A 5,067-nucleotide genomic window follows, 5' to 3' on the forward strand; every position below is an offset into this window, starting at 1 on the left:
AACACCGGTCTTGCTCGGTGACCAATCGATCAATCACCCGGGAAGGTACGTCCTCCCCGAGCTGATCCACAGGTCTTGAGCATTGCTCGACGCCACCGGGCCGCCGAGTACAAGAAGTTCCTGATCAAGATAGACAAAGCCGTGCCCGCGGAACTCGACGTGCATCTGGTCTGTGACAACTACGCCACCCACAAGACCCCCGAGATCCGGAAGTGGCTGGCCAGGCACCCCCGCTTCCATGTCCACTTCACCCCCACCGGCTCCTCCTGGATGAACCAGGTCGAGCGCTGGTTCGGGCTGCTGACGGACAAACTCATCCGCCGCGGCGTCCACACCTCCGTCCAGGCCCTGGAACGCGACATCCGCGCCTGGATCCAGACCTGGAACGACAACCCCAGACCCTTCACCTGGACCAAGACCGCCGACGAAATTCTCAACTCACTCGCCGACTACCTCGAAAAGATCAACCCGACGGCCAAGAAAACATGACACGAACTTAATGCCGACACTTGCGGTGCAGGACACTAAGGCTGGGGCCGTACCAGCTCCACCAGCCAGGACAGCTCCCAGACGCCGCGGACGGCCACGCTGACGCTGCAGTCCGACAGCACCTGCTCCGGCGTCTACGACTCGGCCTTCGTCGCGGGAAACATGGTCTGCGCGGGCACCCCAGTACAACTCCGTGCGCGGCCACAGCGACCTCACCGGTGACGGCAAAGCCGACCTGCTCGCCCGCCTGTCCAGCACCGGCGACCTGTACCTGTACAAGGGCACCGGCAAGGCCGGCTCCCAACTACGTGACGTGGTAGCCCGGTTGGCGCAGGCCGGGCACTGGCGGCCGGGCGATCCGGAGATCTAAATCGTGCACAGAGGTCGCCCCCGCCAGAACCGCGCACGCGGTCAGCGCGAGCACGGCAACCAGAGCGTGCCGCGCCTCAAACGCCACCGGGCCGTGGCCACGAGGTACGACAAGCTCGCCGTTCGCTGCGAGGCGACCGTGCTGGTCGCAGTCCTCAACGAGTGGCTGTGACCAGCACGGACCCGATGTGTCCTAACTGTCGATGTCGAGCGCTGTCCCGTACAGCCGGTCCACCTTCAACCGGATGACCACCCGGCGCTCGGCAACCAGCTGCTCCAGGAACGCATCTTCGTCCTCGGGCTTCGCGGCCTTCGGGATCATCCCGAGCAGTTCCCGTCCCACCGCGTCACCAGGAAACCGTCGTGATCTCGGAGACCTCGGCCTCGCCTTCAGCGACCTCGAGTTCGCCGACTTCTCGATCGGATGAGCCTGTCCTGCGATCGGACGCGTCAGGGCGTTCAGCGCCGCGAGGGCCTGGCGCGTACGGCCAGCATCGCTTCGTACCTGTTGGCCTCCTGCCGCTCGCGCCAGTCCCACTCAACATGGTCGGCCGGGCCTTGGCGGCGGGACGCAGGCGGCTGGGGCGGGCGCAGCCTGGCCGTCTCCGCCACGCGCAGCAGGAGAGCACGGTTGCCTGGCGTGGCGAGCAGTTCTTGGTCCTCGCCGGATACGAGCCGGGCGAAGCAGGCCGCGGCCCGCAGGAAGACACCCGCCCAGGGCGGCACGGGGTAGGCGGCGCAGCCGTCGGTGTAACGAGCGCGGTCGTGCAGGGCGAGCGTGGCCGCAGCATCGTCGTAGTCGCGAGGGCGCGCGGTAGCAAGTTGCTGGAGGGACGCGCCGGTGATCAGTGCGGCGGCAACGGTCGCGGCCAGGCGAGGGTGTGCAGTCACCCCATGGAGGCGATGGGCGACTTGCTGGGCAGCGTACGGGGTGAGGGGCGTGGGCGGCGGGCGGTGCCGCCAGATGATCGGCGGCGGCCTGCACGGGGCGGCGCAGGGGGTGGGGCTGTCACAGGCAAGGTGAGCCATCGGCTGCCCGTCCGGGCCGGTTGGTCTGTAGGCAGGGGTTCGGCGGCGGTCGCGCCGTAGTAGTGGCGGCGGGCGGTCTGAAGGTCGGTGGTGATGGTGTGGTCGGCCGCTTGCAGGGCCTGGTGCAGGGCGGCGGGCAGGTGGGGGCGGTGGCAGACCAAGGTCAGGTGGATACCGGTGAGCGTGCGCAGTTGCAGGAGGCGCATCGCGCGGCGGGCGGTGAGGCGGTGGGCGCGCAGGAGGGTCAGCCGGGTGAGGGTCTGTCAAACGAGCGGGTCTGGCCCGTAGTCGGTGGTGGCACCGAGTAGCCGTCCGCAATCATGATCTTGTGATGGATGCCAACTCCCTTATCGTGACGGTGTTTTCCGGGCTGTCGGCGCTGGTCGTCGAGGACGTGGTGGACGGTGGTGACGCGATGGTGGTCACGGCCTGCACTCGGGATGCGCCGGTGCCGTGTCCGGTGTGCCGGAGGCCGAGGGCGAAGGTGCACGGGTATCACCGCCGGACGGTGACGGACGTGCCGGTCGACGGCCGCCAGGTCGTCGTCCACCTGCGCGTTCGGCGGCTGGTCTGTCCGGTCCTGGGCTGCCGGCAACAGACCTTCCGCGAGCAGATACCCGGACTGCCGGAGCGCCATCAGCGCCGCACGGTGCGGCTTGCCTGGCAGATATCCCAGGTGGTGCGGGAGTTATGCGGCCGGGCAGCCGCACGCCTCGCCGGCCTGCTGGCCGTGCCAGCCCCGTTGACCGTAAAGACCCTCAACGCATGCTGCAGGGTCGCCTTGAGTACGGCAAGGCCGGCTTCGACACCGGGCACGGTGCGCATCAGCCCCTGCAGGACGTCAGGGACAATGGTGGTGCTAGTTGTCATGGATATGGCAGGTATGGTCTGCGGTCTCGGTCAGCGCTCCGGTGATCAGCAGCGGGGTCACCGCACGCCGGTCCGTCTCACGCACTGTTGCCTGACCGGCGGCATCTGCAGCAGTAGGCGCAGCGAAGCTGGTCAGCGTCTCGTCGGTGAGCAGTCGGCCGAACGTGTCGGTGCGCAGCCCGCTCGCCGCCGCCAGCTCCGGCACGACGCACCGCCCCGTCGGCAAGGGCGACCGCATCCGGCCGGACCTCGGTCACCACGCCGGCCTCGAGCACGATGACACCGTGCCAGGTCAGCCACTTGGCGATGTCGCGCCGCCCCGGCGCACTCAGCGTGGGCGCCAGGGCCCGGCCACACACCAGCGTGACCGCGCGTCCTTGCTCGGCCAGTTCGGCGGCTGTCTCGATGCCGGTCAACCCGCCGCCGACCACGGTGACCGGAGCGTCGAGGGCCAGCTCCTCCAGCCTGGCGCGCAGCCGCTGCGCGGACTCGAACTCGGCGATGGGCCAAGCGAATTCAACTGCGCCGGGCACCTCTGACAGTGTCGCTGCGGTGCTGCCGGCCGCGTAGATGACATAGTCGTAGTCCAGGGTGCGGCCGGACGCCAGCTGCACGGTGCGGGCGGTGTTGTCGATGCGCGTGGCGCTGTCGACGACCAGCTGGATGCCCTGGCCGAGCAGTGTGCCGTAGTCAATTGTGGCGTCGCCGGTGCGGGTCACGAACTGGTGCAGCCGGATGCGTTCGACGAACTTCGGGCGGGGATGGGCCAGAGTGATGTCGACGTCGGCGCGCATCCGCAGACGGTTGGTCGCGAGCGTTCCGGCGTAACCACCGCCGATGACCACGACCCTGCTGCGGCTGCTGTGTTCAGTCATGCCTTCAAGGTTGGGTCATGCACTCAGGACACCGCGGAACGCCGAGACTCGGCACGACGTAACATGACGCACGTCACTCCACTTGAGAGCGACGTCCATGGTCCTCGGGGAGCCTGCTGTTCTTCTGCCGCGAGGGCCTCGGTGGTGCCGGGCGCAGAAGGTGGAGCAGCGGGCCTGCCATGGCCGTGGTGATCAGTGCCATGAGCGCCATGGCCGTGAAGAGTTCGGGGCCGATGAGCCCCAGTTCGCGTCCGATGCCCAGGATCACGAGCTCGGTCAGCCCTCGGGTGTTCATCAGGGCGCCGAAGGCTCCGGCCTCTTTCCAGCCCATTCCCCAGAGGCGGGCCGGGAGTGCGGCGCCGGTGAACTTGCCGATGACAGCGACCGTTACGACCAGCAGGAGGGTCAAGTATCCCGTTGTGCTCAGGCTGTTGATGTCCACGGACAGGCCGGTGACCACGAAGTAGGCGGGCAGGAGAAGGCTTGTCACCTTCTCCAGGGGGGAGGTCACGCTTTCCTGCCGGGCGCGCTGTCCGTTGCGGGGCATGGCCAGGCCGAAGGCGAAGGCTCCGAAGATGGCGTGGATGCCGATCTGGTTGCGACGGATGCCAGGAGCACTCCCGTGCTGATCAGTGCCGGCAGCACCGGGCCTGAGACGCGGCCTGCGTAAGTGGCCAGCAGGGGGCGGGTGATGAAGGCCATGACGGCTCCGAAGGCCCGGGTCAGCGCGACGACCGTGACGAACTCCGGGGTGCCGCCCGTGCCCGCCATCGCCACGAGCAGGACCAGCACGCACCAGGCGGTGACGTCGCCGATCGCGGCGCAGGCCATGGCGAGGTTGCCGACTCTGGTTCCCGAGAGTCCGCGGTCCTTGATGATGCGCGCCAGTACGGGGAACGCGGTGATGGAGAATGCCGTGGCCACGTACAGGACGAAGGCGGTGCGTCCGGTCCGCTGGGGTCCGAAGGGGCCGTGCAGCGTCATGGCGGCCGCGGCGCCCAAGGCGAACGGCATCACCATGGCGGCTGCGGCCGTGGAGGTCAGCGTCGGCCCCGTCCGCGCAGGCGCCGCAGGTCCATGTCCCATCCGGCCAGGAACATGAAGAGGACCAGGCCGATCTGGGCGACGGTGGCCAGCACCGGTCGTGCCTGCGGGGGGAAGATCAGGTCGGGCAAGTGGCCCGGCAGCAGTCCGAGAAGGCTGGGGCCGAGCATGATTCCTGCGGTGAGCTCCGCGATCACCGGGGGCTGGTGCAGCCGGCGGGCCAGGCGCACCAGCGCGGCACCGGCGACCAGGACGATCGCGATGTCGGCCAGGACTATCGCGTCGAGGGGGAGGGCGGAGGGGCCTGCCATGGCTCCTCCATGAGGTGGGCAGGGCAACTGGTCGCCGTGGTCAGGGGTCGGGGGGGGGGGGGGGGGCGGGGGGGGGGGGC

The 5,067-nt window shown here is 68.8% G+C and carries 7 protein-coding genes and 4 pseudogenes; 5 read left to right on the forward strand and 6 right to left on the reverse strand.

The features are described from left to right. Positions 1-87 precede the first annotated feature (87 nt). The 4 genes and pseudogenes from H8R17_RS44305 to H8R17_RS48365 form a co-directional block, all read left to right on the forward strand. Positions 88-489: pseudogene (locus tag H8R17_RS44305) on the forward strand (transposase); the annotation flags it as partial. Between the two features lie 99 nt (positions 490-588). After that, on the forward strand, positions 589-711 hold the full coding sequence (locus tag H8R17_RS49010) for a hypothetical protein (RefSeq protein ID WP_316959744.1): 123 nt from the start codon (positions 589-591) through the stop codon (positions 709-711). Next, the gene (locus H8R17_RS44310; protein WP_187828825.1) at positions 683-859 is read left to right on the forward strand and encodes a hypothetical protein; all 177 of its coding nucleotides are present in this window, start codon (positions 683-685) and stop codon (positions 857-859) included. Before H8R17_RS49010 ends, H8R17_RS44310 begins: the two co-directional genes overlap by 29 nt. 3 nt (positions 860-862) lie before the next feature. Beyond that, positions 863-1,030 (forward strand): hypothetical protein, encoded by a 168-nt coding sequence (locus tag H8R17_RS48365; RefSeq protein WP_187828826.1) that lies wholly within the window; start codon positions 863-865, stop codon positions 1,028-1,030. A 21-nt stretch (positions 1,031-1,051) separates the two neighbouring features. On the opposite strand, the pseudogene H8R17_RS44320 reads toward H8R17_RS48365, so the two are convergent. The 3 genes and pseudogenes from H8R17_RS44320 to H8R17_RS48375 all read right to left on the reverse strand — a co-directional run. Beyond that, a pseudogene (locus H8R17_RS44320) lies at positions 1,052-1,262 on the reverse strand (PPOX class F420-dependent oxidoreductase); the annotation flags it as partial. A gap of 55 nt (positions 1,263-1,317) precedes the next feature. Then, on the reverse strand, positions 1,318-1,749 hold the full coding sequence (locus H8R17_RS48370; protein ID WP_262506025.1) for a hypothetical protein: 432 nt from the start codon (positions 1,747-1,749) through the stop codon (positions 1,318-1,320). After that, complete coding sequence (locus H8R17_RS48375; RefSeq protein ID WP_262506026.1) at positions 1,746-2,093, reverse strand: hypothetical protein; 348 nt, start codon at positions 2,091-2,093, stop codon at positions 1,746-1,748. The genes H8R17_RS48370 and H8R17_RS48375 overlap by 4 nt, the downstream gene beginning before the upstream one ends. 152 nt (positions 2,094-2,245) lie before the next feature. Here H8R17_RS48375 and H8R17_RS44330 point away from each other — a divergent pair. Further along, a pseudogene (locus tag H8R17_RS44330) lies at positions 2,246-2,623 on the forward strand (transposase family protein); the annotation flags it as partial. Between the two features lie 211 nt (positions 2,624-2,834). Here the strand turns inward: H8R17_RS44330 and H8R17_RS44340 are convergent. The 3 genes and pseudogenes from H8R17_RS44340 to H8R17_RS44350 all read right to left on the reverse strand — a co-directional run bounded on the left by H8R17_RS44340 (position 2,835) and on the right by H8R17_RS44350 (position 4,987). Continuing rightward, positions 2,835-3,632, reverse strand: coding sequence for an NAD(P)/FAD-dependent oxidoreductase (locus tag H8R17_RS44340; protein ID WP_262506027.1), 798 nt, complete (start codon positions 3,630-3,632; stop codon positions 2,835-2,837). 73 nt (positions 3,633-3,705) lie between these two features. Next, complete coding sequence (locus H8R17_RS44345; protein ID WP_262506028.1) at positions 3,706-4,179, reverse strand: cation:proton antiporter; 474 nt, start codon at positions 4,177-4,179, stop codon at positions 3,706-3,708. Further along, positions 4,140-4,987: pseudogene (locus H8R17_RS44350) on the reverse strand (cation:proton antiporter). Before H8R17_RS44350 ends, H8R17_RS44345 begins: the two are co-directional and overlap by 40 nt. Positions 4,988-5,067: the final 80 nt, after the last annotated feature.

Origin of the sequence: Streptomyces sp. TRM68367, assembly GCF_014495685.1 — a bacterium.
In the GTDB taxonomy this organism is placed as follows: Bacteria; Actinomycetota; Actinomycetes; order Streptomycetales; family Streptomycetaceae; genus Streptomyces.